General features: G+C 75.5%; 24 protein-coding genes. 13 read left to right on the top strand and 11 right to left on the bottom strand.

Annotated elements, in window-relative coordinates; all coding sequences use genetic code 11:
* Positions 1–155: 155 nt before the first annotated feature.
* Both INN71_RS07160 and INN71_RS07155 read right to left on the bottom strand, forming a co-directional pair.
* Positions 156–977 (bottom strand): deoxyribonuclease IV, encoded by an 822-nt coding sequence (locus INN71_RS07160; RefSeq protein ID WP_277500072.1) that lies wholly within the window; start codon positions 975–977, stop codon positions 156–158.
* A gap of 68 nt (positions 978–1,045) precedes the next feature.
* The gene (locus INN71_RS07155) at positions 1,046–1,936 is read right to left on the bottom strand and encodes a hypothetical protein (protein ID WP_277500073.1); all 891 of its coding nucleotides are present in this window, start codon (positions 1,934–1,936) and stop codon (positions 1,046–1,048) included.
* Positions 1,937–2,196: 260 nt separating this feature from the next.
* Here INN71_RS07155 and rpsF point away from each other — a divergent pair, with 260 nt between their 5' ends.
* From rpsF to rplI, 4 genes are all read left to right on the top strand, one after another.
* Positions 2,197–2,493, top strand: a complete 297-nt coding sequence (rpsF, locus tag INN71_RS07150; protein ID WP_277500074.1) for a 30S ribosomal protein S6 — start codon at positions 2,197–2,199, stop codon at positions 2,491–2,493.
* A gap of 136 nt (positions 2,494–2,629) precedes the next feature.
* Entirely contained in the window at positions 2,630–3,220 is a 591-nt protein-coding gene (locus INN71_RS07145; RefSeq protein ID WP_277500075.1) for a single-stranded DNA-binding protein, read from the top strand.
* 111 nt (positions 3,221–3,331) lie between these two features.
* Positions 3,332–3,568: a 30S ribosomal protein S18 gene (gene rpsR / locus INN71_RS07140; protein ID WP_277500077.1), complete on the top strand. Its 237-nt coding sequence runs from the start codon at positions 3,332–3,334 to the stop codon at positions 3,566–3,568.
* A 20-nt stretch (positions 3,569–3,588) separates the two neighbouring features.
* Positions 3,589–4,035, top strand: coding sequence for a 50S ribosomal protein L9 (gene rplI / locus INN71_RS07135; protein WP_277500078.1), 447 nt, complete (start codon positions 3,589–3,591; stop codon positions 4,033–4,035).
* Positions 4,036–4,379: 344 nt separating this feature from the next.
* Here the strand turns inward: rplI and INN71_RS07130 are convergent, their stop codons facing one another.
* Positions 4,380–5,723: an MATE family efflux transporter gene (locus tag INN71_RS07130; protein WP_277500079.1), complete on the bottom strand. Its 1,344-nt coding sequence runs from the start codon at positions 5,721–5,723 to the stop codon at positions 4,380–4,382.
* Positions 5,724–6,171: 448 nt separating this feature from the next.
* Between INN71_RS07130 and dnaB the strand changes: the two genes are divergently transcribed.
* Positions 6,172–7,587 carry a replicative DNA helicase gene (gene dnaB / locus INN71_RS07125; RefSeq protein WP_277500080.1) on the top strand — a complete coding sequence of 472 codons (1,416 nt, stop codon included), beginning with the start codon at positions 6,172–6,174 and terminating at the stop codon, positions 7,585–7,587.
* Positions 7,588–7,611: 24 nt separating this feature from the next.
* Here the strand turns inward: dnaB and INN71_RS07120 are convergent, their stop codons facing one another.
* On the bottom strand, positions 7,612–8,007 hold the full coding sequence (locus INN71_RS07120) for a PPOX class F420-dependent oxidoreductase (RefSeq protein WP_277500081.1): 396 nt from the start codon (positions 8,005–8,007) through the stop codon (positions 7,612–7,614).
* Positions 8,008–8,209: 202 nt separating this feature from the next.
* On the opposite strand from INN71_RS07120, the gene INN71_RS07115 reads away from it, so the two are divergent.
* Complete coding sequence (locus tag INN71_RS07115) at positions 8,210–8,665, top strand: DUF6069 family protein (RefSeq protein ID WP_277500082.1); 456 nt, start codon at positions 8,210–8,212, stop codon at positions 8,663–8,665.
* 11 nt (positions 8,666–8,676) lie between these two features.
* Here INN71_RS07115 and INN71_RS07110 read toward each other — a convergent pair whose 3' ends face one another.
* The gene (locus tag INN71_RS07110; RefSeq protein WP_277500083.1) at positions 8,677–10,638 is read right to left on the bottom strand and encodes a VWA domain-containing protein; all 1,962 of its coding nucleotides are present in this window, start codon (positions 10,636–10,638) and stop codon (positions 8,677–8,679) included.
* 157 nt (positions 10,639–10,795) lie between these two features.
* Between INN71_RS07110 and INN71_RS07105 the strand changes: the two genes are divergently transcribed.
* The 3 genes from INN71_RS07105 (at position 10,796) to INN71_RS07095 (ending at position 14,834) form a co-directional block, all read left to right on the top strand.
* Entirely contained in the window at positions 10,796–12,799 is a 2,004-nt protein-coding gene (locus INN71_RS07105; RefSeq protein ID WP_277500084.1) for a serine hydrolase, read from the top strand.
* A gap of 89 nt (positions 12,800–12,888) precedes the next feature.
* Complete coding sequence (locus INN71_RS07100) at positions 12,889–14,184, top strand: sensor histidine kinase (RefSeq protein ID WP_277500085.1); 1,296 nt, start codon at positions 12,889–12,891, stop codon at positions 14,182–14,184.
* Positions 14,181–14,834: a response regulator transcription factor gene (locus INN71_RS07095; protein ID WP_277500086.1), complete on the top strand. Its 654-nt coding sequence runs from the start codon at positions 14,181–14,183 to the stop codon at positions 14,832–14,834. The genes INN71_RS07100 and INN71_RS07095 overlap by 4 nt, the downstream gene beginning before the upstream one ends.
* 16 nt (positions 14,835–14,850) lie before the next feature.
* On the opposite strand, the gene INN71_RS07090 is transcribed toward INN71_RS07095, so the two are convergent.
* A complete protein-coding gene (locus tag INN71_RS07090) occupies positions 14,851–15,231 on the bottom strand; it encodes a pyridoxamine 5'-phosphate oxidase family protein (RefSeq protein ID WP_301799999.1) in 381 nt (126 codons plus the stop codon).
* Positions 15,232–15,313: 82 nt separating this feature from the next.
* Here INN71_RS07090 and soxR point away from each other — a divergent pair, with 82 nt between their 5' ends.
* Positions 15,314–15,769 carry a redox-sensitive transcriptional activator SoxR gene (soxR, locus tag INN71_RS07085; RefSeq protein ID WP_301799998.1) on the top strand — a complete coding sequence of 152 codons (456 nt, stop codon included), beginning with the start codon at positions 15,314–15,316 and terminating at the stop codon, positions 15,767–15,769.
* Between the two features lie 86 nt (positions 15,770–15,855).
* Here soxR and INN71_RS07080 read toward each other — a convergent pair whose 3' ends face one another.
* Positions 15,856–16,488 (bottom strand): TetR/AcrR family transcriptional regulator, encoded by a 633-nt coding sequence (locus INN71_RS07080; RefSeq protein WP_277500089.1) that lies wholly within the window; start codon positions 16,486–16,488, stop codon positions 15,856–15,858.
* Positions 16,489–16,570: 82 nt separating this feature from the next.
* Between INN71_RS07080 and INN71_RS07075 the strand changes: the two genes are divergently transcribed.
* Positions 16,571–17,920 (top strand): cytochrome P450, encoded by a 1,350-nt coding sequence (locus tag INN71_RS07075; protein WP_277500090.1) that lies wholly within the window; start codon positions 16,571–16,573, stop codon positions 17,918–17,920.
* Between the two features lie 12 nt (positions 17,921–17,932).
* On the opposite strand, the gene INN71_RS07070 is transcribed toward INN71_RS07075, so the two are convergent.
* Genes INN71_RS07070 through INN71_RS07060 form a run of 3 tightly spaced genes read right to left on the bottom strand, consistent with a single transcriptional unit; the run spans position 17,933 to position 23,894 of the window.
* A complete protein-coding gene (locus INN71_RS07070; RefSeq protein ID WP_301799996.1) occupies positions 17,933–21,466 on the bottom strand; it encodes an ATP-binding protein in 3,534 nt (1,177 codons plus the stop codon).
* Complete coding sequence (locus INN71_RS07065) at positions 21,463–22,365, bottom strand: DUF4194 domain-containing protein (RefSeq protein ID WP_301799995.1); 903 nt, start codon at positions 22,363–22,365, stop codon at positions 21,463–21,465. The genes INN71_RS07070 and INN71_RS07065 overlap by 4 nt, the downstream gene beginning before the upstream one ends.
* A complete protein-coding gene (locus INN71_RS07060; RefSeq protein ID WP_277500093.1) occupies positions 22,362–23,894 on the bottom strand; it encodes a DUF3375 domain-containing protein in 1,533 nt (510 codons plus the stop codon). Before INN71_RS07060 ends, INN71_RS07065 begins: the two co-directional genes overlap by 4 nt.
* A gap of 178 nt (positions 23,895–24,072) precedes the next feature.
* Here INN71_RS07060 and INN71_RS07055 point away from each other — a divergent pair, with 178 nt between their 5' ends.
* Both INN71_RS07055 and INN71_RS07050 read left to right on the top strand, forming a co-directional pair.
* Positions 24,073–24,975, top strand: a complete 903-nt coding sequence (locus INN71_RS07055; RefSeq protein ID WP_277500094.1) for an oxygenase MpaB family protein — start codon at positions 24,073–24,075, stop codon at positions 24,973–24,975.
* Entirely contained in the window at positions 24,975–25,502 is a 528-nt protein-coding gene (locus tag INN71_RS07050) for a GNAT family N-acetyltransferase (RefSeq protein WP_277500096.1), read from the top strand. Before INN71_RS07055 ends, INN71_RS07050 begins: the two co-directional genes overlap by 1 nt.
* A gap of 63 nt (positions 25,503–25,565) precedes the next feature.
* On the opposite strand, the gene INN71_RS07045 is transcribed toward INN71_RS07050, so the two are convergent.
* Positions 25,566–26,810: an MFS transporter gene (locus tag INN71_RS07045; RefSeq protein WP_277500097.1), complete on the bottom strand. Its 1,245-nt coding sequence runs from the start codon at positions 26,808–26,810 to the stop codon at positions 25,566–25,568.
* Between the last annotated feature and the right edge of the window lie 59 nt (positions 26,811–26,869).

Below are 26,869 nucleotides of genomic sequence, written 5' to 3'. Positions count from 1 at the left end.
CTACCGGGCGGGGGGCGGTACGGCGGGGGGCCCGGGGCAGGGGCCGGGGGGCCGGGCGTGGTGGGCCGGGGGCCCGAGCGGTCCCCCGTGACGCTCGGGTCCCCGGCCGGACGTGTGGTGCCCGCGGTGCGGCGGGGGCAAACCCGGGGACCCGGTCAGCCGCGGGCCGGGAGGCGCTCGCGGAGCCAGGCGAAGTCGGCGACGTGCGCGTCGGCGCCGCCGGGGGTCTCGCAGACGACCGGGGCCCCGGCGTCGCGCACGACGGCGGCCAGCAGGTCGGGGTCGATGCGGCCCGCGCCGAAGTTGGCGTGGCGGTCGGCGCCGGAGTCGAACTCGTCGCGGGAGTCGTTGGCGTGCACCAGGTCGATGCGCCCGGTGATGGCCAGCACGTCGTCGACGACGGTCTCGAGGGCGTTGCCGCCGGCGTGGGCGTGGCAGGTGTCGAGGCAGAAGCCGACGCGGTCGGCGCCCTCGGCGGAGCCGATCGCGTCCCACACCCCGCGGATGCGGTCGAGGTAGCGCGTCATCGCGTTCTCCCCGCCGGCCGTGTTCTCGATGAGCAGCGGCACCTTGAGGTCGGTCGCCTCGACCGCCTTGCGCCAGTTGTCGAAGCCCTTGGCGGGGTCGTCGTCCTTCCCGACGTGGCCGCCGTGGACGACGAGGCCGAGCGCGCCGATCTCGGCCGCGGCGTCGACGTGCTGCTGCAGGAGCTTGCGGCTCGGGATGCGGATGCGGTTGTTCGTCGTCGCCACGTTCACGACGTACGGCGCGTGCACGTAGATGCCGACGCCCGCCGCCGCGGCCGCGTCGCGCAGGGCCGACGCGCCACCCGCGTAGGCCACGACCGGCCCCTTGTAGCTCTGCGGGTCGCCGAGGAACATCTGCACGACCGGGGCCCGGCGCGCCTGGGCCTCGGCGATGGGGTCCGCCTGGTCCACGTGGGCGCCGATGACGAGGTCGGTGGGGTGCGCACTCATGCCCGTCATCGTAGGGACGGGCGCCGACGGCGGGGGGCGGGCGGCGGGCAGGCGGCGGGGCCGCGCGGCTACAGCGGCTGGGCGTCGATGCCGCGGTCGCGCAGCAGGGCCAGCGTCGCCTCGTCCCCGCCCATGACGGTGACGGAGCGAAGAGCGGGGAGCCGGTCGAGGTCGTCCCACCGCCGCACGTCGAACGCGCTGCTCTCGCCGTCCCACTGCGGCGCGACCTGCAGGTAGACGTCGTTGCCGCCGTCCATGTAGATCTCGTCCACCTCGGCGAGCAGCTCCTCGGGGATCTCGAGCGCGGCGAAGTGCGCGAGCACCTCGGGGATGGGCTCGTGGCCCTCCGTGACGAGGTCGATCTCCCGCTCGCAGGTGTCGACGAAGTCGTCCACGACGAACCGGGGGGTCAGCAGCCCCTTCTCGTACATGAGGACCTGCACGACCGCGAGCTTCAGGTTGAGGTCGGCGAAGCCCACGACGGCGGGGGGTGTGGGGGGTGCGGCGGGGGCCGGCGCCTTCTTCCTCGGGGCTGCCCGCCGGCGCGGCACCTTCTGCTCGACGATCACCTCGCGCACGTGCTGGTCGGGCCCGGGGTCCGAGCGGTGCACCATGACGAAGCCGGTGCCGAAGTCCCGGCTGGGGTAGGTCGGGCCCGTGGGTCCGAACTCCTCGCCGAACGGCACGCCCTCGATCAGCACCTCCCGGTCCACCTCGTCGACGGTGAACCGGAGGCTCTCGGCGTGCACCTCGTCCCTCGTCCCGGCGGCGACGCCCTCGGCCCGCCACCACCACGAGCCGCGGTTGCGCTTCGACGGGGGGATGTCGAACGGCTCGGTGGTGAAGATCTGCGCCAGGTCCTCCAGCAGGACCGGGTAGGCGAACAGCCGCCCGTCGATCTCGACGCCGTCGAGGCGGATGTCGACGTGGCGGGCGGGCACGGTGGTCTCGTCGGTCATGGCCCGCGTCCTGCCCCGAGGCGGCCCGGCGCAATCCCGCCGCGGCCGGCGGGGACCACCGGTGGAGGGATTTCGGCGTTCGAGGCGCGGCGCTGCTATCTTCAGGGGTCTTTCGTGCGGCCCCGACCGACGGGGTACGGCGAGGACACCCACCCACGCTGCCGGCGTCGTACCCGTGCGAGCCGGCGAGGGGGTGGACGCAGAGCCCTCCTGCCACGGAGAGACCGTGGTCGCCTAGTCCAGAGGAGGTGGAGACCGCTGTGCGTGCATACGAAGTGATGGTCATCCTCGACCCCAGCCTCGAGGAGCGGACGGTCGCCCCGTCGCTCGACAAGTACCTCGAGAACGTCGTCCGCAAGGACGGCGGCACCGTCGAGAACGTCGACGTGTGGGGCCGGCGTCGCCTGGCCTACGAGATCAAGAAGAACGCCGAGGGCATCTACGTCGTCATCAGCCTCCAGGCTGAGCCGGCGACGGTGAAGGAGCTCGACCGTCAGCTCGGTCTGAACGAGTCGATCCTCCGGACCAAGGTCATCCGCCCCGACATCCGCGGCTGAGCGTCCTTCCACAAGCAGGGAAGTAGGGGTCGCGCCGCGGGGTCGCCACGGGCGACGATGTGGCACGACCCCGGCGCTAGGCCCCGCGACACCGCAGGGCGGCCCGACGGGCTGAGACTTCACGAGGAGACCTGACATGGCAGGCGAGACCGTCATCACCGTGGTCGGCAACATGGTCGACGACCCGGAGCTGCGCTTCACCCCCTCGGGTGCGGCCGTGGCGAACTTCCGGATCGCGTCGACGCCGCGCACGTTCAACCGCCAGACCAACGACTGGGAGGACGGCGAAGCGCTGTTCCTCTCGTGCTCGGTGTGGCGCCAGGCGGCGGAGAACGTCGCCGAGTCGCTGCAGCGCGGCATGCGTGTCGTCGTCCAGGGTCGCCTGAAGGCGCGGAGCTACGAGACCCGTGAGGGCGAGAAGCGCACCGTCTTCGAGATCGAGGTCGAGGAGGTCGGTCCGTCGCTGAAGTTCGCGACTGCCAAGGTCGCCCGCGCCACCCGCTCCGGCGGTGGCGGTGGCGGCGGCTTCGGTGGGGGCGGCAACAGCGGCGGCGGTGCCGGTGGCGGCGGGGGCTTCGACCAGGGCGGGCCGCAGCGCTCGTCCGGCCCAGCCTCCGACGACCCGTGGGCCTCGCCCGCGCCCTCGCAGGGTGGCGGTTCGCGCGGCGGCCAGTCGGCCGACCCGTGGGGTGCCCCCGGCGTCGGTGGCGACGAGCCCCCGTTCTGACCCTCCTCGCGAGCCTCGGCTCACCCAACGGCGGTCCTCGGGACCGTCTGACAAACCTGTTCCACCATCCCATTCCGGCCTCGGCCGGGCTCTGACTAGAGGAGCACCACAATGGCGAAGCCAGTCATCCGCAAGCCCAAGAAGAAGCAGAACCCCCTCAAGGCTGCGGGCGTCACGTACATCGACTACAAGGACGTCAACCTGCTGCGGAAGTTCATCTCCGACCGCGGCAAGATCCGTGCGCGCCGCGTCACGGGCGTCAGCGTCCAGGAGCAGCGCAAGATCGCCATGGCGATCAAGAACGCCCGCGAGGTCGCCCTGCTGCCGTACTCGTCGGCCGGTCGCTGAGAAGGAGAGTCGGAAACAACATGAAGCTCATCCTGACCCAGGAAGTCGACGGTCTCGGCGCTGCCGGTGACGTCGTCGACGTGAAGCCGGGCTACGGCCGCAACTACCTCGTGCCCCGCGGTGTCGCCATCGCGTGGACGCGTGGTGCGGAGAAGACCGTCGAGTCCATCAAGGCGGCCCGTGCCTCCCGTGCCGTGCGCGACCAGGCGCACGCCGAGGAGATCAAGGGCAAGCTCGAGGGCACCACGGTGGACGTCAAGGTCCGCTCGGGCCAGGGCGGTCGCCTCTTCGGCGCCGTCACGGTCGCCGAGATCGCCGACGCCATCAAGGGCACGACGGGCGAGCCCGTCGACAAGCGCACGATCGTGGTCACCAACCCGATCAAGTCGCTCGGCGCCCACGCCGTGTCGGTCAAGCTCCACGACGACGTCTCCGCCGCCGTGTCGCTGAACGTGCAGCCCGCCTGACGAGTCCCCTCGTCACCGGCTCCGGACGGGCCGTCCTCCTGCGGGAGGGCGGCCCGTTCCGCGTTCTCCGGGGCGTGGTCGCCGGCCGCCCGCGCCCGGGGGATGTGGCGGCCCGCCCCGTGTAACGCGGTGTCCGGTCTACTGCACACGCGGTCTGCGGTGCATCCAGACGCTCCAGCACCGCAGGAGACATCAGCACCGCAGGAGACGCCCGGCGCCGCCGGGGTACGGCGGGGTGTCGCCGCGGCCGGTTGGTCCCGGACCCTTTCCGACGCCCTGGACCGGCATGTCGCGTCGAGAACGTCAGGGACTACGGGGCGGCGCGGTGGGCGAGCCGGTCGGGGTCAGCGCGCGGGGGCGCCGGTGACCATCCACGCGTCGGTGCGGGCGCGCCGTACCAGCACGACGCCGCGGGCGCCCATGAACACGAACGCGAGGGCCGCCCAGATCACGACGAGGTGGCTCGCCACGTGCGCGAGCACGAGGACGACCGGGGCGTAGACCGCGAGCACGACGACGCCACCCCACGCGAGGTAGCGCCCGTCGCCGGCGCCGATGAGGACGCCGTCGAGCACGAACACCACCCCGGCCAGTGGCTGACCGACGGCGATGACGAGCAGGACGGGCACCAGCAGGTCGTGCACGCCGGTGTCGGGGGTGAACAGCGCGCCGAGCCACGGGCTCGAGGCGGCGAGCAGCGCACCGGTGACGACCCCGCTGCCGATGCCCCACTGCACCATCCGCCGGGTGGTGGCGCGGGTGTCCTCGAGGTCGCCGGCGCCCAGCGACCGGCCGGTGAGCGCCTGGGCGGCGATGGCGATGGCGTCGAGCACGAAGGCCAGGAACGTCCACAGCGTGAAGGCGAGCTGGTGGGTCGCGAGCGTGACGGCGCTGCCGGAGCCCTGGGTCGCGGCGAGGGTGGCGGCGTACGTCGTGACGAGCAGCGCGGCGCGCAGGGTGAGGGTGCGCACGACGAGGGGTACGCCGGACCGCCCGGCCGCGCGGATCCCCGGCAGGTCGGGGCCCAGCGGCGCCCCGTGGCGCCGGGCGCCCCGGGCCACGACGGCGGCGAGCACGGCGGCGCTGGCGAGCTGGGCGAGGACGGACCCGGTGGCGGAGCCGGCGACGCCGAGCGCGGGGACGGGGCCGGCGCCGTACACGAGGAGCAGGTTGAGCACGATGTTGAGCCCGTTGCCGAGGACGGCGACGACGAGCGGGGTGCGCACGTCCTGCAGCCCGCGGAGCACGCCGGTCGCGGCGAGCATGACGAGCAGGGGGGCGGCGCCGAGCAGGGAGATCCGGAGGTACGTCGTGGCGTGGCCGCTGACCTCCGCCCCGGCGCCGAAGAGCCCGACGAGGGGGCCGGCCAGGGGGATGCCGACGACGGTGACGACGACGCCGATGGCGACGGCGAGCCAGATGCCGTCGATGCCCTGGGCCAGCGCGCGGCGCAGGTCGCCGGCGCCGAGGTGGCGCGCGACGGCCGCGGTGGTGCCGTAGGCGAGGAAGACGCACACGCCGACGAAGGTCTGCAGGACGACGGAGGCGATGCCGACGCCGGCGAGCTCGGCCGTGCCGACGTGGCCGACGATCGCGGCGTCGGAGAGCAGGAAGAGGGGCTCGGCGACGAGGGCCAGGAAGGCCGGGACGGCGAGGCGGAGGATCTCGCGATCGCGGGGGCCGAGCACCGTCCGCACTCTAGTGCTTGGGACAAGATTCGCCGGTTCGGTGGACATCCCGGCCCCGGTGCTTGTATTGGGGACAACCTGTGCATATCCCCGTGTGGGAGGCCTCGTGGGCGGGTGGTCCGGGCCCGGGGGACGGCGATCGCGAATCCACAGGGCACAAGTTTTGCTCCACAGGTCTGAGACTGCGTTTCACCAGGTCAGAGCATTGGCAACTAGCCGCGGCGCGCTTCTCCACGGGGTTCTCCCCAGGCGGGGAGGACCGCCACGCCGCGTCCTCCACGGACTTTCCCCAGTTATCCCCAGGGGCTGTGGAGAAGGTGGTGTCGCGAGCCCCCTCCGGGCGCGTACGGTCGGGCCTCTCCCGGTCGCCAGCCAAGACTGTCGATGGCCGGTCCTAGCCTCGTCTCGGGGTCGGACGTCGACGGGGAACGCGCCAGGAAGGGGAGCCGTGAGCGTCACGCAGCGAGACCAGGACTACGGCGCCCCGCCGCCCGAGGAGTGGGGCGACGGGCCGTCGTCGTACAGCCCCGGCGAGGCCCCCTCGCGACCCGGCGACCGGACCCCGCCGCAGGACAACGCCGCAGAGCAGTCGGTGCTCGGGTCGATGCTGCTGAGCAAGGACGCGATCGCCGACGTCGTCGAGTCCATCAAGGGCACCGACTTCTACCGGCCGGCCCACGAGATCGTCTTCGACGCGATCATCGACCTCTACGGCCGCGGCGAGCCCGCGGACCCCGTGACCGTCGCCGCCGAGCTGCACCGCAAGGGCGAGCTGCAGCGGGTGGGGGGCGCGCCGTACCTGCACACGCTCTCGGCGAACGTGCCGATCGCGGCGAACGCGGGGTACTACGCGGAGATCGTGCGGGAGAAGGCGATCCTGCGGCGCCTCGTCGAGGCCGGCACCAAGGTGGTGCAGCTGGGGTACTCGGGCGAGGGCCAGGTCGACGACATCGTCGACACCGCGCAGGCCGAGATCTTCAAGATCACGGAGAAGCGGGCGAGCGAGGACTACGCGCCGTTGGCCGACATCATGGAGGGCGTCCTCGACGAGATCGAGGCGATCGGCAACCGCGACGGCGGGGTGTACGGCGTGCCCACCGGCTTCGTGGACTTCGACGAGCTGACCAACGGCCTGCACGCCGGGCAGATGATCATCATCGCCGCGCGACCCGCCATGGGTAAGTCCACGCTGGCGCTGGACTTCTGCCGCGCCGCGTCCATCCACAACAACCTCACCAGCGTCTTCTTCAGCCTGGAGATGAACCGGGCCGAGATCACGATGCGCCTGCTCTCGGCCGAGGCGCGGGTGCCGCTGAACCACATCCGCAACGGCCAGATGACCGACGACGACTGGGCGAAGCTCGCGAAGAAGATGGGCGAGGTGTCGAGCGCGCCGATCTTCATCGACGACAGCCCGAACCTGACGATGATGGAGATCCGCGCGAAGGCGCGGCGGCTCAAGCAGAAGCACGACCTGCGCCTCGTCGTCATCGACTACCTGCAGCTGATGAGCTCGGGCAAGAAGGTCGAGAGCCGCCAGCTCGAGGTCTCGGAGTTCTCCCGGCAGATCAAGCTGCTGGCCAAGGAGCTCGAGGTGCCGGTCATCGCGCTGTCGCAGCTCAACCGTGGTTCCGAGCAGCGCTCCGACAAGCGCCCCATGGTCAGCGACCTGCGCGAGTCGGGCTCGATCGAGCAGGACGCCGACATGGTCGTGCTGCTGCACCGCGACGACGTCTACGAGAAGGAGTCGACCCGCCCCGGCGAGGCCGACCTCATCATCGCCAAGCACCGCAACGGGCCCACCCGCGACATCGTCGTGGCGTTCCAGGGCCACTACTCGCGCTTCGTCGACATGGCGCAGTGAGCGCGGGGGGCGCCTCCGTGGTGCTCAGCGCTGCGGCGAGTGCACCCGGTCGGCGGCGATGGTGACGATCAGCCGCGAGCCGGCGCCGCCGAAGCCGGGGTAGGGCCGCCCGAGGTAGCGCTGCGACAGCTGGTCGATGTGCGCGTCGCCGCCCTCGGTGGTCGTGGCGACCACCCGGCCACGGACGCCCCAGTAGCGCGCCGGCTGGTCGGGGTCGGCGATCGCGACGGCGACGCGCGGGTCGCGGGCGATGTTGCGCGACTTCTGGTGCGTGGTCACCGTGTTGACGACGACGTGCTCACCGTCGGTGTCGACCCAGGTCTCGGTGGTGACCGGCGAGCCGTCGGGCATCAGGGTCGTCACGAAGCACAGGGCGCGGCCGCGCAGCATCTCGACGAGGTCCGGCGGCAGGCTGGTCATGGGGTGCTCCTCGGCTGGTGGCCCGTCGTCGAGGTGTCGACGAGGTGCTCGTCGCCGAGGCTAGGCGAGCGGTCCACGGCGCGGGCGACCGCCGCGTCAACCCGCCGCCACGCGACGCGCCGCGAACGGCCGTGCGGGGCCTAGCGTGGACCGGGCGGGAGGGACCGCCTCCCGACGGCCCCCACCAGCACCGGAGCGTTCGATGACCTCACCTGTCGCCCCACCCGCCGCTGCCGGCGCGGGCACGCCCGTCCGCGTCGCCGTCGGGATCCTGTCCGCCGCTGTCGTCGCGGCGCTCGCGAACCTCGCCGTCGCCGCCGTGGCCCGCGCGCTCGGCGCGTCCGACGACTTCGTCCCCCTGCAGGCGGGGCCCGTCGTCACCTGGTCCGTTATCGGCGTGGTCGTCAGCGCCGTGGGCTGGGCGCTCGTTCGGGCGCGGACGCGCAACCCGCGCCGCGTGCTCCGGGTGCTCGTCCCGGTCGTCCTCGCCGTCACGCTGGTCCCCGACGTGCTGCTCGGCGTCGCCGGCGACATGCCGGGCGTGAGCTGGGGCGCGGTGGCCGCCCTCATGGTGATGCACGTCGTCGTGGTGGCGGTCGCCGTACCGGTCCTGGTCCGCGTGCTCCCCCTGCCCGCCGGCCGCCGCGCGACCGCCTGACGCCGGTCGGCTCACCGGCGGGCGCGCCGTCGTACCAGCAGCAGCCCGCCCACGACCAGCACGGCGAGCACCACGAGCACCGCCACGCCCGCGCCGATCCCGACCACCGACACGCCAGCGTCGGCGGACGACCCGTCCGACGACCCCGACGAGCCCGACCCGTCCGAGGCCTCGCCGTCCTCCGGCTGCGACTCCCCGACGGCCGAGGACACGAGCGCCGAGTCGGCGGCGGGCGGCTCGAGGCCGTCGACCTCCTCGTACTCCGGCGTCCCCTCGCCCGCCGTGCCGCCGGTGCGGATGGTCAACGTGTACGGCTGGTTGGCCTCGTCGCCGCGCACGGCGAGGTTCACCGCGACGTACCGCAGCCCCGCGACCGACGACCCCTTCTCGGGGCCGAACGCGAACCGCTGCGGATAGGCGACGGTGCGGCTGAGGGCGCCGGTGCGGTACGCCGGATCGGTGAGGTTGGCCAGCGCCCCGGTCGTCCAGTCCGCCGGGGCGTCGGAGCCGGTGAGGTCCGCCGACGCGGCGTCGCGCAGCGGCCCGATGAAGGAGACCCGCAACTGGCTGCCGATCGCGGCGGCCTCCATGACCGGCCCCGTCAGCGTCGCGTCGAGCTGCGCCTGCACGTGCTGGCCCCAGTCCAGCGGAACGGCGAGCACCTGGGTCTCGCCCGCGTTGATGTCCAGCGCGTAGCTGCCGTCGCCGACCACGGGCGCGCTCGACAGGCTCGTGCCCGGCACGACGGAGTCGTCGGCCGCGCCGGGCTCCAGCGGCGACCAGGCGGGGTCGGGCAGCGGCTCGCCGGTCGCTTCCGCCGGGTCGGCCAGCGGCGGCTCCTCGTAGACCGCCAGCTCGAACGCCGCCCCCTGCCCGACGTTGGCCTGCGCCTCCCGCACCGTCAGCACGAGCCGGTCGGCCGTCGCGCACTCCGCGTCGGGGTCGCGGCCCGAGTCGGCCGAGGCGTAGAAGACGGGTCGCTGCTCCCCGATGCTCGAGTCGAACGCCGACCCCGTGTCGCACGGCACCCCCGCCGTGCCGTCCTCCCGCAGCGGCGCCAGGGCCAGACCGCCGCCCGAGCCGCTGGACCCGCCCTCGCCGACGAGCGTCAGTCCGACGTGGAACGTCGTGCCCGGTGCGGCGCGCTCCAGCAGGTAGAACTGCTCGCCGGCGCCACGGAAGCGGTCGAGGTACTGCCCCGTCCCCACGGTCGGCGCCCCCGCGACGTCGACCGTGCCCTCGACGGGCTCGCCCGTCAGGTCGAACGGCCGGCTGGCGCGCACCGCGGCGTCGCGCAGGCCCTCGGTGATGCTGTCGGCGTCGTCGGCGTCCACGTAGGTGCCCCCGCCGGCCTCGGCGACGCAGGCCAGCTGGTCCCGCGCGCTGCCGCTGACGTCGAGCCCGACCACGTCGATGCGCAGGTCGATGCCGTCGGCCGCGAGCTCGGCGGCCACCACGCACGGGTCGGGGTCGCAGGTGGACTCGCCGTCCGAGACCAGCAGGATGGTGCGCGGCCCCTCCGGGCCGAGGTCGTCGGCCGCCTGCTGCAGTGCGTACCCCGTCGGGGTCCACCCGACGGGCTCGTACGCCGCGATCGCCGCCCGCAGGTCGTCCCGGTTGTCGGTGCCCCGGTCGACGATCCGCTCCGAGTCGGTGCACGCCGCCGGGTCGCCCTCCGGCACGTCGCTCGCGCCGAAGACCCGGAACGACACCGCCTGGTCGTCGGGCAGCCCGTCGACCACCGTCGTCAGCGCCGAGCGTGCGGCCTCGATCCGCGACCCGCCGCCACCGCCCGCCGGCTCCGCCATCGACCCCGACGAGTCCAGCACGAGGGCCAGGCTCCCGGGGTCGTCGGGCTCCGCGGCGGCCGCGGTCGCCGTACCCCCGGCCGCCGCGGGCGGGGGTGCCGCCAGCCCGGCGGGGGCGAGGAGGAGCAGGAGGGCGAGGGAGGCGGAGGGGAGGGCTCTGCGCATGGCGGATGCTCCTTCCCCGCCCACGGCCACGGCAACCAGCGCCCCGGCCGAGGCCCGCTCGCGACCTGCGGCCACCCGCGTCTACAACCTCCGGAGGAGGGCGGGTCCGCACCCGCGCACGATGTGGCGGACCCCGCCCGCGGCCGAGCCTGGGGGCATGGACACCTCCCGCATCCCCCGCATCCCCCGCGGCCTCGCCGCGACGTTCGCCGCCGGCACGCTGCTGGCCCTCACCGCGTGCGGGGGCACGACCGCCCCCGCCGCCACCCCCGGCGCACCCGCCGCCTCCGCGGCGGCGGGGAGCGCCGCCGTACCCCACCCCCTGACCACCGCCGACGTCGACGCGTGGCTCGACGGCTACCTGCCCGCGGCCCTCGAGCGCGAGGGCATCCCCGGCGCGAGCGTCGCCGTCGTGCACGACGGGGAGGTCGTCACCACCCGCGGCTTCGGCTGGGCCGACCGCGAGGCGGGGGAGCCCGTCGACCCGGCCGACACCCTCTTCCGCGTCGGCTCGGTCTCGAAGGTCTTCACCGCGACCGCCGTCATGCAGCTGGTGGAGGACGGGGCCGTCGACCTCGACACCGACGTCGGCGAGTACGTCGACGTCGACCTCGAGCGCCCCGTCACGCTGCGCCACCTGCTGACCCACACCGGCGGGTTCGAGGAGAAGGTCGCCGGCCTCATCCGCGGGCCCGGCGAGACCGTCGACCTGCGCGAGACCCTCACGACCGACCCGCCCGAGCAGGTCTACGAGCCCGGCACCGTGCCGGCGTACTCCAACTACGGCAACGCGCTGGCCGGCCTCGTCGTCGAGGAGGTCGACGGGCGGCCCTTCGAGCAGTACGTCGCCGACGAGGTGCTCGCGCCGGCCGGGATGACCTCCTCGTCCTTCGCCCAGCCGCTGCCGGAGCCGCTGGCCGACCGCCTGGCCGCGGGGTACGCCGACGCCACCGCGCCGCCCGTGGAGTTCGAGACCGTCGGCACGCCGCCCGCCGGCGCGCTGACGAGCTCGGCGGACGACATGGCGCGCTTCATGCTCGCCCAGCTCGGCGAGGAACCCGCGCTGCTGGCCCCGGCGACGCGCGACCGGATGTTCGCCCCCGGCCTCGACGAGGACGCCCTCGGCGGACTCGCGGCCGGACCCCGCATGACGCTCGGCTGGTTCGACCGCAGCCGCGGCGGGCACCGCGTCGTCGAGCACGGCGGCGACACGAACGTCTTCCACTCCGACCTGGCCCTGTGGCCCGACGAGGGGTCGGGCATCTTCGTGACGATGAACGGCTCGGGCAGCGACGCCCTGTCGACCGTCGACCTGCGCAACGGGCTGCTGGAGGGGTTCGCCGACCGCTACCACCCGGGCGACGAGCCGGCCGCCGCGGCCACCGGCGACGCCGACGACCAGGCGGCGGCGCTGGCGGGCACCTACGAGACCTCGCGCACCATCCGCAGCAACTTCCTCGCCGCGGCGTTCGCGACCGGCCAGACGACGATCGAGGCCGAGGACGACGGGCGCGTCCTCATCACGCCGGGACCCAACGCGGCGGAGCCCGCGCGCTACGAGCCGGTCGGCGACTGGACGTGGCGCGAGGTCGGCGGCAGCAGCACCATCGCGGCCCGCGCCGTCGGCGGCGAGGTCGAGGCCGTCGGCTACGACTCGGCGTTCACGCTGCTGCCCGTGCCGGCGCACCGCTCGGCCGCCGTCGTGGTGCCCGTCGTCGGCGCCTCGACCGCCGTCCTCGTCGCGACCCTGCTGGGCGGCCTCGTGCTGGCGCCCGTGCGGTGGGTGCGCCGGCGCCGCGACCCGGCCGAGGCCGACCGGGCCGACCGCTCCGTCCGCCCCGACCGCACGACGCGCGTGCTGCAGACGCTGGTGCGCGTCGGCGTGACCGCGACCGTGGCCGCCCTCGTCGGCTGGGTGCTCCTCGTCGCCGGCGTCATGACCTTCCAGACCCCGTCCCCGCTGGTCATCCGGTCGCTGCAGGCCCTCCAGGTCGTCGGCCTGCTCGCCGTCGTGCCGGCCGTGGCGCGGGTCGCGCTGGCCGTGCGGCACCGGGAGGGGGTACGCCGCGTGGTCGCCGCAGCGGTCGTGGCCCTCGCCCTCGCCGGCACCGGGTGGGCCGCGGTCACGCTGCGCCTCCTGTCGCCCGACATCAGCTACTGAGCACCCGGCGCGAGCACCCGGCGCGAGCGCCCAGCACGAGCACCCGGCGCGAGCACTAGGTTCGTGACGACCCCGAGCACGGAGGACCCATGACCAGCCCCGCCGTCCCGGCACCGCCCACCCGCGTCGCACGGCTCGACGCCTGGCTGACCGCGCGTGGCCTCACCCGGGCGTCGCAGCGGGACGTGCTGCTCGCGGCGCTCGTCGCGGTCGCCACGGCCGTCGTGCTCCCGCCGGTGCTGCTGCTGGGCGCCGCGGGGGACGGGGCCGGCGTCGGGCCCGGCGTCGTCGTCGCGCTGACCGCCCTCAGCGTCGGGCAGTGCCTGCCGCTGGCGCTGCGGCGTACCCACCCGGTGACCTGCCTGCTGCTCGTCGCCGCGGTGCAGGTGGCCGTCGTCGCGGTCACCCCGGCGGAGTCCGGGGTGCGGGGCGCGGCCCCCCTGCTGGCGGCCTACGCCGCGGCGACGGTGCTGCCCGGGCGGGCGGCGGCGGGCGCGGTCGGGCTCGCGGTGCTCGTCGAGCTGGTGGGCTCGGTGGCGGTGACGGCCCCCGCCGGCGCCCTCGGCCTGGGCCTGGCCGGGGTGGTCGGCGGGGCGCTGGCCTACGGGGCGTCCGCGCTGGCGGGCTCGAACGTGCGCACCCGGCGCCGGTACGTCGAGGTGGTGCGGCGCCGCGCGCTGGAGGCCCAGGCCTCGCAGGAGGAGCGGCTGCGCTCCGCCGTCGCCGGCGTGCGGACCCGGATGGCCCGCGAGATCCACGACATCGCCGCCCACCACCTCTCCGGCATGGTGGTGCAGGCGACGGCCGCGTCCCGCCTCGTCGACCGCGACCCCGCCGCGGTGAAGGAGGGCCTGCTCGCCATCCGCGCCCAGGGCCGCCGCACGCTGGAGGACCTGCGGATGCTCGTCGGCGTGCTGCGCGACCCGGCGACCGCCGAGGACGGCGGCCCCGTGCCCGGACTGGCGGTGCTGGACGAGCTCGTGGCCGACGCCCGGTCGCTCGGCACGCAGGTGGAGGTGCGCCGGGAGGGCCGCGCCGCCGGGCTCGACCCGCTCGCGGACGTCACCGCCTACCGGCTCGTGCAGGAGGCGCTCACCAACGCCCGCCAGCACGCTCCGGGCGCCCCCGTCGTCGTCGAGCTCGTCGGCCAGGAGGACCGCCTGGTCGTGGCGGTGACGAACGAGCCGGGCGCCGAGCGCGGCGGCGACCCCGCGGGGGACCGCACCACCCCCGGCGTCGGGCTCCTCGGCATGCGCGAGCGCGTGCAGCTCGTCGGGGGCCGGCTCGACACCGGTCCGACGGCCGCCGGAGGATGGCGGGTGCGCGCCGAGCTCCCCGCCGGGGTCGGGACCGACGGCGACGAGACCGAGGGGGAGACGGCGTGATCCGGGTGCTGCTCGTCGACGACCAGGCCGTGGTGCGCGCCGGGTTCCGGGTGATCCTCTCCGAGCACCCCGACCTCGAGGTCGTCGGCGAGGCGTCGTCGGGCCCCGAGGCGGTGGCCGCAGTCCGTCGTACCCGCCCCGACGTCGTGTGCATGGACGTGCGCATGCCCGGCGGCGACGGCCTCGCCGCCACCCGCGCGATCCGCGACGAGCACGGCGACGCCGCGCCCCCGGTGCTCGTCGTGACGACGTTCGACCTCGACGACTACGTGTTCGGCGCGCTCGAGGCCGGGGCCAGCGGGTTCGTGCTCAAGGACTGCGAGCCCGAGGAGCTGGTCGACGCGGTACGCCGGCTCGCCGCCGGCGAGGGGCTGCTGCAGGGCGGGATCACGCGGCGGGTCATCGAGGAGTTCGCGCGGCGCCGCAGCGCGCCCGCGCTCGAGCCGGCCCTCGCCGACGCGCTCACCGAGCGCGAGACCGAGGTCGTGCGCCTGCTCGCCCGGGGCCTGTCCAACGCCGAGATCGCCGCGGAGCTCGTCGTCGAGACGACCACCGTGAAGTCCCACCTCGGCCGCGCGATGACGAAGATCGGCACCCGCGACCGCGTGCAGACCGTCGTCTGGGCGCACCGCCACGGGCTCGGGGGCTAGCCCGCCGGGGGACCGCTCAGCCGGCGGCGGGCAGGGTCGCCTCCCACGCCTCCAGCCCCCACGACGTCACGTCGAGCGGGGTGAGCCGGATGGCGGCGACCCCCTCGTCGTACCGCGCCGGCCCCCGCACCGCCAGCGCCCACGGCTGCCAGCCCGGCCCGTCGGCGACGCCGTCGACGACCGCCGCGGCGAACGGGTGGGCGGCCACGTTGCGCGCGCGGACGGTGCGGGCGAGGTCGCGCCCGGTCAGCAGCAGGTCCCCGGAGGCGGCGTCCCAGCGCCACACGGTCGGTACGACGTGCGGCAGCCCCGCCGCGTCCACGGTCGCCAGCCGCGCGAGTCCCTGCGGGTGGGCCAGGAAGCGGCGCTCGACGTCGGTCAGCGGGCGGCGGCTCATGCGGGGGTGCCTCTCGTCGTGTTCACTGGGCCTCCAGAGGACTACGTCAAGTGCACTTGACGTCAAGGCAGGAGGAGGCGTGATGGCCGCCACGGACACCGTGTGGCTGCGGCCGGGCCAGCTCGCGCGCCGCGCGGGCGTGGCCGTCTCGACGCTGCACTACTACGAGGGCCTGGGGATCATCGCCAGCCGTCGTACGGCGGGCGGCCGGCGGGAGTACCGCCGCGAGACCCTGCGCGTCATCGCGTTCGTGCGCGCCGCGCAGGGCGTCGGTGTCTCGCTCGAGCGGATCCGGGCCGCCCTCGCCACGCTGCCCGACGGTCGGCCGCCCACCCGCGAGGACTGGGCCCGGTTGTCCTCGGCCTGGCGCGACGAGCTCGACGAGCGCATCGAGCGGCTCGTCGCGCTGCGCGACCGCTTCAGCGACTGCATCGGCTGCGGCTGCCTGTCGCTCGACACCTGCCCCGTGTCGAACCCGGGCGACGTGCTCGGCGGCGGCGGGCCGGGGGCCCGGCGGCTGGGCGCGCCGGGCGGGTGAGCGCCGACGTACCCCGCCGCGTGCGGAGCCAGGGCGGGTCGCGGTAGGAGCGGTAGTCGAGGACTATCGCTGCTACCGCGACCCCGTCAGTCGGCGACCGGCCGGGAGAACGACGCCGCCAGCCCCGCCAGCAGCTCGCCGGTGAGCCCGTCGGGCGCGTCGTCGGGGGCGACGAGGCGCTCGAGGGCCATCCCGTTCGCGAGCGCCATGATCGCCACCGCCGCGTGCTCCGCCGGCACGACGAGCTCGGCCCCCGACGCCTCGGCGTGCTCCCGCACGGCGGCGGCGATGGCGTCGCGCATCGCCGTGCGGCGGTGCCGGAAGCCCTCGACCGCCGGGTCGCCGCGCACCGCGCGCTGCCACAGCTCGACGAAGAGCAGGTGCCAGTCGCGCTCGTCGGCCGAGGCGGCGTCGAGGCGGTCGCCGAGGGCCCGGGCCCGCTCGGCGAGCGACCCCTCCGCCGAGGCGGCGGCCGCGAGGCCCAGCTCGAGGTAGGCGGCCGTGTGGTCCTCGACGATGGCGGCGACCAGGCCGTCCTTGCTGGTGAAGTTCGAGTAGACGGCGCCCTTGGTGTAGCCGGCTGCGGCTGCGACGTCGTCCACGCTCGCCGCGTCGATCCCGCGCCGGGCGAAGACGCGGGTGGCCGCCGCCAGCAGGGTGGCGCGCACCTCGCTGCGGCCCGGTCGCCGCGGGCGCTCGGGAGCCGGGGGTGTTGACACCTGCGGCACGATACCGGAACGTATCCGATACCGAACGGTATCGACGGCGCACGCGCGCCACCCCCAGCCGAGGCGAGGACCCATGAGCACGACCACCACCGCACGCCCGTCCGTCCGGACCCGGGCCCGCGACACGGCCCAGCTCGCCGCCCGCTGGGGGGTGGGCCACGCCCTGCCGCGGCTCGCCCTCACCGCCAGCGCGCGCTCCGGCGACCTGCACGCCCGCGCGCTGCTCGAGGCCAACCGCACCCCGGGCATGCCCGTCGAGGTGTTCGACGCCATCCGGGCGGCCGGTCCGCTCTACCGCTCCCGCCTGTCGTTCGTCACCGCGCGGCTGGAGACCGTCAAGGAGGTGCTCGGCAGCCCCGACGTGCGCGCCGGCATCGACCTGCGCGGCGACGGCCCGCTCGGTCGCCTCGGCGGCTGGTCGCAGGGCTCTGCGCCGCTCGGCCCGCTGCGCCCGCCGTCGCTGCTGGCGATCGAGCCGCCCGACCACACCCGCCTGCGCCGGCTCGTCACGCGCGTCTTCTCGGCCAAGGCCGTGCAGCGCCTCGAGGAGCGCACCGTCGAGATCGCCGACGCGCTCCTCGACGAGCTCGCCGCCGAGACGAGCGACCCCGTGGACCTCGTCGAGCGCTACTGCGCCCGGCTGCCCGTGCTCGTCATCTGCGAGGTGCTGGGCGTGCCCACCGAGGAGGAGGAGCTCGTGCGGGGCTTCGGCACCCGGGCCGCCCCCAGCCTCGACCTCGGCCTGCCGCTGGGGGAGTTCGTCGCGGTCGAGCGCTCCCTGCGGCAGTTCGACGCGTGGCTCGGTCGCCACGTCGAGCGGGTACGGCGCGAGCCCGGCGAGGACCTGCTGAGCCAGCTCGTCGCCGCCCGCGACGACGACGGCACCCCGCTGACCGAGTCCGAGCTGCGCAACACCGCCGGCCTCGTGCTCGCCGCCGGGTTCGAGACCACCGTCAACCTCATCGGCAACGGCGTCGCGCTCCTCGCCGCCCACCCCGACCAGCGCGCGGCCGCCGTCGCCGACGACGCGCTGTGGGGCAACGTCGTCGAGGAGGTGCTGCGCTTCGACCCGCCCGTGCTGCTGACCGGGCGGACCACGGAGCGCGACACCCGCATCGCCGGCGTCGACGTGCCCGCCGGGTCGGTCGTCACGACGCTGCTCGCCGGGGCGAACCGCGACCCCGACGTGTTCACCGACCCGCACCGCTTCGACATCACGCGGCCGGAGGCACGCGAGCACGTCGCGTTCTCGGCGGGCCGGCACTTCTGCCTCGGCGCCGCGCTCGCCCGGATGGAGGGACGGGTGGCGCTTCAGCGCCTCCACGAGCGCCACCCGCAGCTGCGGGTGCGCGACGGTGCGCAGCGCCGTACGACGCGCATCCTGCGGGGGTACCTCACGCTCCCCGTCTCGCTGGGGGCCTGAGGCCGCCCGGGGTCAGGCGCCCGCGGGCTCCTCGGCGTCGACCACGCGGCGCACGCGGGCCTCCTGCGTGACGGGGTTCTTCACGACCTCGAGGAACTCGTCCATGTGCCGCTCCAGCCCCGTGACCTTGTCGAACGGCGCGCCCACGACGAGCTGGAAGCCCAGGCCGCGCCACGCCTGCACGGCGCGGCCGGCAAACTCGGCGTCGGCCTTGACGAACCCCTCGTCGAGGAAGACCGGCGCGAAGCGGGGGCGGGATCGCAGCTCGTCGCCGAGGCGGAACCGCAGCGCGGCGCCGATGACGAACGCCACCAGCTCCTGCGACTCGCCGCCCGACTTCTCGCCGAGCGTGCGGTACCAGGCCTGGTGCGCCCCCGTGCGCGGGTCGTAGCGCTCCGCGGAGATCTCGACGTGCCGGCGTACGTCGAGGAGCAGGTCGCGGTGCCGGCTCTCGGTGCCGGCGCGCGGGTCGTCGCGGCGGCGCAGCTGCGCCATGAAGCCCTGCAGCCGGCGGAACCGGTCCTCCAGCTCCCCGCTCGTCTCCTCCGGACCGGCGCCCGCGGTCAGCGCCCGCAGGTCGGAGAGGAAGAGCGTCAGCTCGGTGGGCGCGAGGCGGCGCATGCGGATGCGCAGCCGGTCGTTCCCCGCGCCGAACGGCAGGCGCCGCAGGATGTCGTTGATCGGGTCGAGCCGGTCCTCGATCTCCTCGACCGCGGCGGCCATGGCCTGCTGGAGCGGCACCAGGTCCTGCCCCGACCAGTCGGTGAGGCGGCGCTGCCACTCCTCGCGCCGCTCGGCCAGGCCGGTGCGGCGGATGTCGTCGAGGATGTCGGCGTAGTCGCGGTAGGACAGCAGCGTCGTGCCTAGGTTCGGGTCGGGCCAGCGCGTGAGGAACTGCGTGAAGATCCGCCGCAGCTCCTCGCTCGCGGCCGCCACCTGCTCGGACGCGGCGCGCGACGCGGCGCCGAGCCGGTCGCGCAGCCGCGCGCGGTGCTCCTCGAACCGGTCGAGCGCGGTCGGGTCGCCGGGCCCGACGGCCTCGGCGAACTCGGCGTCGAGGGCCGCCGCCTGCTCCGGGCCGAGCACGACCTCGCCCGCCGCCAGGATCGCCTCCCGCTCGTCGGTCGTCGCGTCCTCCAGCTCGACCAGGCGTCCCTGCTCCGCCTGCAGCGCCTCGTGCTCGTCGCGCGCCCGCGCCAGCTCGACGCCGGCCTCGCGGGCCTGGCGCTCGAGGTCGGCGACGACGTCGGCGAGCTGGCGCAGCCCGTCGTCCGCGGCCAGCACGCGCTCGCGCTGGGCCTCCAGGTCGGCGCACCGCGCGAGGCTCGTCTCGACGTCCACGTCGGCGAAGGGCACGTCGGCCAGGGCCTGGTACGCCGCCAGCACCGCCGCCGCGCGCCGCCGCTGCTCGTCCAGCTCGCGCCGCTCGGCGTCGATGCGCTCCAGCTCGGACTCGACGGCGGCGAGCTCGGCGTCGAGCGCGGCGAGCGCCTCGGTGTTGGTGAACCCGACGACGTCGCCGCCGCCGCTGCGCCCGTGCGAGCCGCGGGAGCCGGACCGGGTCTGTCCGGCGAGGGTGACGCGCAGGCCGGGCCCGTCGAGGTCCTCGGCCCGCTCGACGCACAGGGCGTTGCGGGACGGGTCGGCCAGGTACCACCGCACCCAGCCCTCGAAGGCGCCCGCGCGGTACTCCAGCTTCCCGGCGAGCCGGTCCGCCGGCTGCGCGTCGGGCGCGTCGGCGTCGACGTCGGCGCCGACGAACGTGATGCGCCGCGGCAGGTCGAGGTGGTCGATGGCAGCGGAGAACTCCCGCAGCCGCTCGCGGGGGACCAGGAGCTGCCGGGCCGCCCCACCCAGCACCGTCTCGACGGCGGGGCGCCAGCGCGCCTCCTCGGTGCGCACGTCGACGAGCTCGGCGAGGAACGGCAGCTCGTCGAGGCCGGCGGCCTGCGCCAGCAGCGTGCGGACCTCGTCGAGGTCGCGCGGCACCCGGCCGTGGCGGCCCGCGAGCGACGCGCGGTCCTTCGTCAGCTCGGCCTTCCGGGCCAGCAGCGGTCCCTGGGCCCGGGCCAGCGCCGTGCCCGCCTCGTCGAGACGGGCCGTGGCGGCCTCGTGCTCGGCGGCGTGCGTGCGGCCCGCGGCCTGCGCCCGGGCCACGTCCTCGGCGGAGGACAGGTCGACCTCCAGCACCGCGACGCGGGGCGCCAGCCGCTCGCGGCGCTCGCGCAGCTCGTCGGCGTGCGCCTGCTCCTTGCGGAGCTCGGCGGCCAGCAGCTCGAGCGTCTCGCCGCCGGCGCCGCGGTGCGCCTCGCGCGCCGCCACCAGCTCGGCCTCGAGGTCGGCGCTGCGCCGGCCCAGCGTCGCGCGCCGGTTGCGGTTCGCCTCCCGGGCGGCCTGGTTGGCGCCGACCGCGGCGTCGAGCAGCGCGCCGTACCGGGTGAGCTCCCACAGCCGCAGCGGCGTCGGGCCCTTCCGGGTGGCGCCGTGGGCGTCGAGCTCGTCGATGCGCGCCTGCGCGCCGGTGACGCGGTCGTGCAGGTCGGTGATCGGGGCGAGCAGGTCGGCCTTCTGCTGCTCGGTGATCATCGTCTCGTAGGAGCCCTCGAGGTCGTCGAAGTGCTCCACGGCGCGGTCGGCGGCGGCGAACGTGGCCGGCCGCTCCAGCACCATCTCCTTGTAGAGCTCGTCCACCGAGCGCACCGGCTGCGACGCCTGGATCCGCGCGAGCAGGCGCAGCGCCTTGTCGCCGTCGCCGTTCGCGCCGATCCCGAGGCGCGTGTAGAGCCGGGCGGCGAAGGCGGCGTACGTCTCGTGCACGGCCAGCCCCGGCACGAGGGCACGTAGGTCGCGCGGCTGGAAGCGGGTCGCGACGGCCTTCTGCAGCAGGCCGAGGTCGACCGGGCCCTCGTGGGTCGCCAGGCGCATCACGACGTCGGGAGCCCGGGTGACGCGGCGCGGCACGTAGAAGACGCGCAGCGCCGTGAAGCGCCGCTCCCGGTCGTCGACGAAGGTCGCGGCCACGGCGCCCCACGTGTCCTCGCCCGACCCGCGCAGCGTGACCTGGCGCGCCTGCGCGGTCGCGCGGTCCTCGGTCTGGTCGACGACGCCGCGCAGGTAGGAGAGCGGGTTGCGCTGCCCCGACGAGCGGGCGCGGCCGGTCGTCATGTCGTTCGACGCGCCGTTGAGACGGGTGTCGGAGGGCATGACGAGCGTCGTCCACGCGTCGAGCAGCGACGACTTGCCCACGCCCGACGCCCCGGTCAGCAGGGTCGCGTCGCGGCTGAACGCGACCTCGTGGTGGCCTGAGAAGCCGCCCCAGTTGACGACCTGCATCGACGCGATGCGCCACTGCGTGCTGCCCTCGGTGGCGCCGTGCATGCCGAAGAGCGCCTCGTCGGCGGCCTCGAGCAGCCGGTCCTCGGGGTCCGGCGCGCCCTCGTCGTCGAGGTCGGTCTCGAGGTCGGTCTCGAGGTCGGTCTCGAGGTCGGCGTCCAGGGCTGCCAGCTCCTCGGCCGCGTCGTCGACCGTCGTCGTCTCCTCGCTCATGCCCGGTCCTCGTCGTCGGTGCGTGCGGTGGCGGTCTCGGTGGCGTCCTCGGTGGCGGCCGGCCCCAGGTCGAGGTCGTCGAACGCCGTGTCGGGCTCGAGGTCCTCCTCCGGCTCCGCGGCCTCGGCGCCGGGGACCACCTCGTCGTCGGCGGGCTCGCCGTCGTACGGCGCGTCCCCCAGCTCGTCGGCGGGCACCGGCTCGTCGGGGGCGCGGTCGTCCTCCGGCGGCGGGGTGCGCAGCCACTCCAGCAGCTCCTGGAGACGCTCGAGCGGCAGCAGCGCCTCGACCGCGGGGCTGACCTCGAAGCGGTCGCCGGTGGCCGGGCCGAGCAGCAGGCCCGCCTTGTAGAGGCTCGCGACGGCGTTGCGGGCGCGGCCCTCGTCGCCGGCGGCGTCGGTGGAGTGCGGCGGGCGCATGGCCATCACGTGGGCGACCACGTCGGTGACGTCGACCCAGACGCGGTCGTCGCCACGCGCGGAGTCGGTGAAGTGCCGGTTGCGCAGGAAGACGAGCGCGATCGTCTCCTCGCGGTTCCACGCCGTGTCGTGCAGCAGCGTCGGGAACCGGCCGCCGGCCTCGGGCACCGCCTGCCGCTTGTAGGCCACCTCGTGCTCCCGGTCGAGCACGAGCTCGAGGAAGAGGTCGTTGAGCCGCGAGGCCACCGCACGGGGGTTCTCCAGCAGGGCCTCCCACTCGCGCGGGTGCGTGCGCGCCGTGACGAACCGCAGCTTCACGAGCGCCAGCAACGCCCGGCGCTGAGCCAGCGGCAGGCCGCCCTCGTCGCCGTCGAAGAGCGACAGCAAGGTCGAGCCCTCCAGCTCGGGGACCAGGTCGGCGTCGCGCGCGTCGTACCCGTCCCGGGCGTCGGCCCAGGTCTCGTCGGTCGTGGTGCTCATCGGTCGTCTCCTGCGGGAGTGGTGGCCGGGTCGGCGGGGGGTACGGCGGGGGGTACGGCGGGGGGCCGCGGCACGGTGCGCACCCGCGGCACGCGCAGCACCCGGCGGGAGCCGTCGGGGCGCACGGTGACGACCTCCTCGGTGCCCTCGCCGTCGGCGAGGGCCCGGCGCTCCGCGAGGTGGAGCAGGCCGAAGACCTCGACGGGGCGGCGCAGGTCGTCCTCGAGCGAGGCGAAGAGCTCGCCGACGGTGGCGGCGCCGCCCCCGCCCGCGAGGGCGGCGTCGAGCAGCGCGTCGAGCTCGGCGATCGACGGGCCGCCCGCGGCGCGCAGCGCGGTCCACGACACGGCCTCGGCGCCGTCGGCGTCGGCCCGGCGCAGCGGCGGCGGCGCCTTGTCCTCGGTCGGGTCGTAGGTGCGCTCGCGCAGGTGGTCGACCGCGGCACGCTCGGGCAGGAGCGGGAGCCCGACGTGCGTGCGGGGGCCGGTCGCGGCGTACCAGCGCCCGAGCTCGCCCTCCAGGTTGCGCAGCACGCGCTCGAGCTCGCGGTCGCGGTTGACGTCGCGGGCCTCGATGTTGCCGCGCAGCGTCGCGGTGGCGCGGTTGCGCTGGGCGAGCACGCGGTCGAGGCCGGCGCGGACCTGCTTGACGGTGTCGCGGATCTCGCGGCGCTCGGTGTCGCCGAGGACGGTGCCGGTGACGGGGTGGTCGAGGAGGTCCGCGATGTCCTCGCGCAGCTGCTGCAGCAGCGCCTCGTCGCGCAGCAGCGGGAAGGCGCCCTCGAACGCGCGGCCCTCCGGCGTCGCCGTGGTCAGCTGGTCGATGCGCGCCAGGTAGTCGTCGACGACCTCGCCGGCCGGCCGCTCGTCGGCGCGGAACTGCTCGTGGATGTCGTGGCGGATGCGGACGAACGCCTCCTCCACCCGCGCGAAGTCGCTCGGCAGGCCGCCGACCAGCGACAGCAGCTCGGTGAAGCCCTGGAGCATGTAGTCCTCGCCGGCCACCGGCAGCTCGCTGCCGTCGACGAGGCGGTCGCGCTCGGCCCGCAGCCGCGCGATCTCCTGGTTGAGGATCGTGACGCGCGTCGTGCGGTCGGGGTTGGCCTCGGAGTTGAAGCGCCGGAAGGCCGAGACGATGTTGGCCACCCGGTGCTCCGACAGGCTGGAGCGCTCCCGCGACAGCGTGCGGGCCTGCTCGAGCGCCGCCTGCGCGTAGGAGGTCAGCGTGTAGACCTCGCCGTCGGTCGCGGGGTCGTTCGCGCGGATGAGCCACTTGCGCCGCATCCACCGCAGGCACAGGTCGCGGCCGCTGCCGGTCGGCAGGTTCTCCGTGCCCGCCAGGCGCAGCTCGGCGAGGTAGGTCTCGACCTGCTCGTGCAGGCGCCCGGTCGGGATCGGCGCGTTGTCGCGCCCGAACGAGGAGCGGAAGACGGCGAGCACGAGGGGCGCGTGCCGCTGGTGGAGCAGGCGCAGGGTCGGCTGCTCGAACGCCTCGCCGGTGCGTGCCAGCTCGTCGACGATGTCGCTCACGACCGGCCTCCTCCCCTCGGTACGGCGGCCCTCCCCGCCCGTTGACGCCCCGCATCGTCGCATCCGGCGGGGACGGTCCGGCCATCCGCCTCGTGCCCGTCCACAGGCCCGGCGCGAGGCGTTGCCGGGGCGGCGGGTCCGCCGTACCGTGAGCCACCTCACACCGGAGGTGGTCGTCGTGGCGTTGTCGAGCCGGCGGCGCCGCGTCGCGCGCCTGGACCCGGCGACGGACTACGCCGAGATCCACCGCAACACGGTGCTCCACGAGTTCCCGTGGGACATGGAGGTCGCCGCCGTCGCGGCCCAGCTGCGCACGCTCGCCGTGCCACGCATCGGGGGGCTGCTGGCGCGCACGGGCGAGTTCCGGCAGCGGCCCCGGAAGCGGTACGACGACACCGCCCTGCTCATGGAGGTGCCGCTCGTCGAGGGGCTCGACAGCGTGCGGGGACGCACGGCCTTCCGGCGGATCAACGAGATGCACGCGATGCACGACATCGCCGACGACGACCTGCGCTACGCGCTGGCCACCCAGGTCGTCGTGCCCGCCCGGTGGATCGCCCGGCACGGCTGGCGCGCCCTGACCCGCGCGGAGCTCGAGGCCAGCATCCGCTACCACCGCGACGTGGCCCGGCGGATGCACGTGGGCGGCCTGCCGACGACCTACGCCGACCTCGCCGCCCTCGTCGACCAGCACGAGCGGGAGCACTTCGGCCACGACCCGGGCGCCCGGGAGGTCGCCGACGCGCTGCTCCACCTCGTCGCCGGCTTCGGCCCGGCCGGCACCCACCACCTCGTGCACGCGGCCGCCCTGGCGCTGATGGACGCGCCGCTGCGCGAGGCGCTCGGCTACCCCGACCCGGGTCCGGGGGTGCGCCGCGCGACGCTCGCCGCGCTCCGCACCCGGGCCCGGACGGTGGCGCTCCTGCCCGCCCGGCGACGGCCGCGGTCGCTGGTCGGCACGGCGCGGGGCCGCAGCTACCCCGCCGGGTTCCGCGTCGACCGCCTCGGCACCTTCGCGCCGACGTGCCCCGTGCACCGCCACAGCCCCGAGCCGCCCGGCCGCACCGCGGCCGTCGACTGATGCGCCCGGGCGCCGCGCGCACCCGGGTGGCCGGCCCCGGCGACGCCGCCGACGTCGCGCGGCTGCTGCGGGCCTTCAACGCGGAGTACGACGATCCCGCGCCCGCCCAGGACTGGCTCGCCGACCGCGTCCGCGCGCTGCTGGGCGACGACACGGCGGTGGTGCTGCTCGAGGTGGACGGCGCCGGGGCGGGAGACGCGCACGAGCCCGGCCCGCCCGGCCCGCCCGGCCCGCACGGGCTGGCCCTGCTGCGGCTGCGGCCGTCGCTGTGGGAGGACGCCGACGAGGCCTACCTGGCGGAGCTCTACGTGGTGCCGTCGCTGCGCGGTCGCGGGCACGGGCGGGTGCTCCTGCGGGCGGCGATGGCCCACGCGCACGAGCGGGGCGCGACGTACCTCGACCTCACCACCACCAGCGCCGACGAGGCCGCCGTCGCGCTCTACGAGTCGGTCGGGTTCGACCGGCACGAGCGGCGCGGGCCCGACGTCACGTCGTACTACTTCGAGATCGACCTGCCGGCGCCGTGAGCCGGGAGCGGACCGTCCCCGGCCCCGGTTCGTGGGAGGAGCGCCAGGGATTCCGTGGCGCTGCTACCACGAGTCGCGTTCGAGCCCGGGCTGGTCGGCCGGTACGGCGGGCGCCGGGCCCGAGAGCTCCCGCCCACCGCGGCTGAGCACGGCCCACGTGGCGGCGAGCGTCCAGGTGGCTGCGACGAGCACGGCCGCGAGGCCGAGGTCGCCCGTGCCGTCGAGGAGCAGGGCGAGCGCGCCGAGCCCGAGCGGCCCGGCGACGAGGCTGGTGGCGTTGAGCCACGACAGGGCCCGGCCGCGCACGTGGGCCGGCACGCTCTCGGCGATGTAGACGTTCCAGACGGGCCCGAAGAGCCCACCGCCCAGGCCCATCGCGGCCATGCCGGCCATGACGAACCCGCCCGCGCCCAGCGGCGCGACCAGCCAGGCGCCCGCGCTCATGACGACCAGGCCCAGCACGTAGGCGAGGCGTCGGGAGCGCCGCGTCACCAGGGCGTAGCCGGCCGCGCCCACGAGCGACCCCACGGCGTACGCCGACATGCTCGCCCCCAGCAGGCCCGGCGCGTCGAGCCGCGTGAAGTGGCCCGGCAGCACGACGGCGAGCAGCGGCGAGAAGACGAAGGCGGAGGCGAAGCCGATGACCACGGCGGCGACGAGCGCGCGGCTGCGCAGGAGGACACCCAGGCCGCTGAGCCCGGCGTCCTCCGCCGCGATCGGGGGCGCCGCGGCGACGGGCACGAGGCGGGTGAGCAGGGCGGCGCCGGCCGAGCAGGCGGCGGTGAACCAGACGACGTCGACGGGGTCCCACCAGGCCAGCAGCACGCCGGCGAGGGCCGGGCCGGCGAGGAAGGCCAGGGAGAACGCGCCCTGGTAGATCGCCGCGACGCGGTCGGTGCGGACCCCGGAGACCTGCGCGACGCCGGCGAGCAGGGCCTGCCGCGCGCCCATGCCCGGCACGTCGAAGACCGCCCCGGCCACGCCGAGCGCGATGAACCAGACCAGGTCGAGGCCCCAGAGCCAGTCGACCACCGCGAGGGACGCCACGGCCGTCGCGCTGCCGAGGTCGGCCACCACCGCGACCCGCCGCGCCCCGAGGCGGTCGACGAGCTGGCCCGCGAGGAAGGTGGCGGGGACCGCCGCGATGCCCGAGGCGGCCGCCACGACGCCCGCCGACGAGAGATCGCCCGTCGTGCTGATGACGAGCCACGGCAGGACGATGGAGATCGCCGAGTTGCCGAAGAGCGACAGCGCCGCCCCACCGACGTACAACGGCACCGCGACGGGCCGCGGGGTGCTGGTGGTCATGGGGCCACCTTCGGGGGTTGACGTTGCGTCAAGGTCAAGCGGGGTCCTCGGAATGCCGG

It is taken from the genome of Nocardioides sp. ChNu-153, assembly GCF_030466625.1.
In the GTDB taxonomy this organism is placed as follows: Bacteria; Actinomycetota; Actinomycetes; order Propionibacteriales; family Nocardioidaceae; genus Nocardioides.
Note: the sequence above shows the minus strand (reverse complement) of the source record. Positions and strands in the feature narration are given on the sequence as shown.

What these genes read in the sequence shown, in the direction of transcription:
- INN71_RS07160 (WP_277500072.1), bottom strand. Translation starts at nt 977, where the DNA reads ATGAGTGCGCACCCCACCGACCTCGTCATCGGCGCCCACGTGGACCAG.
- INN71_RS07155 (WP_277500073.1), bottom strand. Translation starts at nt 1,936, where the DNA reads ATGACCGACGAGACCACCGTGCCCGCCCGCCACGTCGACATCCGCCTC.
- INN71_RS07145 (WP_277500075.1), top strand. Translation starts at nt 2,630, where the DNA reads ATGGCAGGCGAGACCGTCATCACCGTGGTCGGCAACATGGTCGACGAC.
- rpsR (WP_277500077.1), top strand. Translation starts at nt 3,332, where the DNA reads ATGGCGAAGCCAGTCATCCGCAAGCCCAAGAAGAAGCAGAACCCCCTC.
- rplI (WP_277500078.1), top strand. Translation starts at nt 3,589, where the DNA reads ATGAAGCTCATCCTGACCCAGGAAGTCGACGGTCTCGGCGCTGCCGGT.
- INN71_RS07120 (WP_277500081.1), bottom strand. Translation starts at nt 8,007, where the DNA reads ATGACCAGCCTGCCGCCGGACCTCGTCGAGATGCTGCGCGGCCGCGCC.
- INN71_RS07115 (WP_277500082.1), top strand. Translation starts at nt 8,210, where the DNA reads ATGACCTCACCTGTCGCCCCACCCGCCGCTGCCGGCGCGGGCACGCCC.
- INN71_RS07110 (WP_277500083.1), bottom strand. Translation starts at nt 10,638, where the DNA reads ATGCGCAGAGCCCTCCCCTCCGCCTCCCTCGCCCTCCTGCTCCTCCTC.
- INN71_RS07105 (WP_277500084.1), top strand. Translation starts at nt 10,796, where the DNA reads ATGGACACCTCCCGCATCCCCCGCATCCCCCGCGGCCTCGCCGCGACG.
- INN71_RS07100 (WP_277500085.1), top strand. Translation starts at nt 12,889, where the DNA reads ATGACCAGCCCCGCCGTCCCGGCACCGCCCACCCGCGTCGCACGGCTC.
- INN71_RS07090 (WP_301799999.1), bottom strand. Translation starts at nt 15,231, where the DNA reads ATGAGCCGCCGCCCGCTGACCGACGTCGAGCGCCGCTTCCTGGCCCAC.
- soxR (WP_301799998.1), top strand. Translation starts at nt 15,314, where the DNA reads ATGGCCGCCACGGACACCGTGTGGCTGCGGCCGGGCCAGCTCGCGCGC.
- INN71_RS07075 (WP_277500090.1), top strand. Translation starts at nt 16,571, where the DNA reads ATGAGCACGACCACCACCGCACGCCCGTCCGTCCGGACCCGGGCCCGC.
- INN71_RS07070 (WP_301799996.1), bottom strand. Translation starts at nt 21,466, where the DNA reads ATGAGCGAGGAGACGACGACGGTCGACGACGCGGCCGAGGAGCTGGCA.
- INN71_RS07065 (WP_301799995.1), bottom strand. Translation starts at nt 22,365, where the DNA reads ATGAGCACCACGACCGACGAGACCTGGGCCGACGCCCGGGACGGGTAC.
- INN71_RS07050 (WP_277500096.1), top strand. Translation starts at nt 24,975, where the DNA reads ATGCGCCCGGGCGCCGCGCGCACCCGGGTGGCCGGCCCCGGCGACGCC.
- INN71_RS07045 (WP_277500097.1), bottom strand. Translation starts at nt 26,810, where the DNA reads ATGACCACCAGCACCCCGCGGCCCGTCGCGGTGCCGTTGTACGTCGGT.